Raw genomic sequence first — 1,907 nt, forward strand, 5'->3', positions numbered from 1 at the left:
ATCTACTACATAAGAATTTTCAGTAAAGTAAGAATCATCAAACATTTTAGCTTTTCCAACTGCAGTTACAACCAAATCAGCATTTTTAGTAAATGATTTGATGTCTTCTGTTCTAGAGTGGCACATTGTAACAGTTTTGTTTTCTTTTATAAGCATATTGAAAAGTGGTTTACCTAAAACAAGTGATCTGTTTACGATTACCACGTTTTTAACATCGAAGTTGTAGTATTTAACTATTTCAACAACAGCTCTTGCTGTAGCTGGATAATAAGCGTCTTCTTCTGCTGCCAAAACTTTTCCTAAGTTAACCATTCCCATCGCATCAATATCTTTTTCTGGTGCAATTATATATTGAATTTCTTTTTCCAATTTTTTATCTTTTAATGGTCTAAACATCAATATACCGTCGTGTGTTTCATTTAGTTCTTTAATAGTTTGGATTAATTTTTCATTTTCTCCTTCTTCTAAAACTATTTGATCACAAGTTATGTTCAACTTAGCGCAGTTGTTTTTTACAGCTTTTTCGTAAGAAATATCTCCTGCGTTTTCGCCAACTCTTACAGTTGCAACCTTAACTTCTCTGCCTAATTTTTCTACACCATCGATAATTCTTTTACCTAAATCTTCTCTAAGTTCTTTAATATCTAATACGTTCATAAAAGTATCCTTTCTATTTGTTCATTATTTGTATCGTATATTACAAATCCAGCTTGTCCATCTCTTGGATAAGTTACAGATCCTGGATTGATAACCCAAACGCCATCAATTTTTTCATTAAAATACCTATGCGTATGTCCATACAAACACATTTGGCAATTTAATGATTTGCTTTTTTCGACTAATCTTGTCACTCCTGAAGATACATTGTACTTGTGGCCGTGTGTTATGAAAATATTTTTATTAGGAATCCTAATAACCTTGTCATATTCACCACCAGCAACATAAAAATCGTTATTTCCTTTTACATAAATGACTTCTACTTTTAATAATTCTTCAAGTAAAATTGCATCATCGCACACATCTCCTAAGTGAACGATGATGTCAATTTCTTTGTCAAATAAATAGTCATAAACTTTTGCGATTTTGTTATGTGTATCACTAATTATTGCTACTTTCATTTAAACCTTTCAAAATGATTTTGGCATTTTCCAAAGCTCTTTTTCTGTGACTAATCTTGTTTTTCTCACTGTCTTCCATTTGTGCAAAACTTTTATCGTAACCATCTGGAACAAAAATACTATCGTATCCGAAACCATGTTCTCCACACTCTTCTAGTAAAATCTTGCCATTTACTCTGCCTTTAGCTTGATGAATTTCATCATTTGAATCTATAATTGTGATTACAGTTTCAAAATAAGCACTTCTATCTTCTTTATCTTTCAATTCAGATAAAAGTTTTTGACGATTTTTACTATCGTCACATTCATCGCCTGCAAATCTTGCAGAATATACTCCAGGTCTTCCAGCTAAAGAATTTACAAATAGTCCTGTGTCATCACTCATTACAATATCGTCTGTATATTTTTTTAGAAATTTAGCTTTGATAAGTGAATTGCTTTCCAATGTTTCTGCATCTTCTACTGCATCTTCATTTATACCCAATTCAGATTTGGAATACACATCATAATTCAAATCAGAAAGTATTTCTTTTATTTCAGAAATTTTTCCTTTATTTCCTGTAGATAAATATATTTTTTTCATTAGATTTTCTCTTTAATTAATTCGTTGAACTTTTGAGGATTTCCTTTGCCTTTTGACTTCTTCATACATTGGCCAACTAAGAAACCAATCGCACGATCCTTACCATTTCTAATACTTTCGATAGATTCTGGATTTTCTGCTACGACTTCATCCACTATTTGTTGTAGTAAATTATCGTCATCAACTTGTAATAATCCTTTTTCTTT

The 1,907-nt window shown here is 30.9% G+C and carries 3 protein-coding genes and 1 pseudogene; all 4 read right to left on the reverse strand.

The genetic code is table 11. The annotated features are described in order from the left end of the window. A partial coding sequence (locus KHW44_RS09195; RefSeq protein ID WP_304068762.1) for a bifunctional 5,10-methylenetetrahydrofolate dehydrogenase/5,10-methenyltetrahydrofolate cyclohydrolase occupies positions 1-657 on the reverse strand: 657 nt, incomplete at its 3' end. Next, the gene (locus KHW44_RS09200; RefSeq protein ID WP_294685623.1) at positions 654-1,118 is read right to left on the reverse strand and encodes a metallophosphoesterase; all 465 of its coding nucleotides are present in this window, start codon (positions 1,116-1,118) and stop codon (positions 654-656) included. The genes KHW44_RS09200 and KHW44_RS09195, both read right to left, overlap by 4 nt. Further along, on the reverse strand, positions 1,099-1,701 hold the full coding sequence (gene rdgB, locus KHW44_RS09205) for an RdgB/HAM1 family non-canonical purine NTP pyrophosphatase (protein ID WP_294685622.1): 603 nt from the start codon (positions 1,699-1,701) through the stop codon (positions 1,099-1,101). Before rdgB ends, KHW44_RS09200 begins: the two co-directional genes overlap by 20 nt. Further along, positions 1,701-1,907, reverse strand: a pseudogene (locus KHW44_RS09210) (Asp-tRNA(Asn)/Glu-tRNA(Gln) amidotransferase GatCAB subunit B); the annotation flags it as partial. The pseudogene KHW44_RS09210 and the gene rdgB, both read right to left, overlap by 1 nt.

Origin of the sequence: Finegoldia magna (genome assembly GCF_018371055.1) — a bacterium.
Taxonomy (GTDB): Bacteria; Bacillota; Clostridia; order Tissierellales; family Peptoniphilaceae; genus Finegoldia; species Finegoldia magna_I.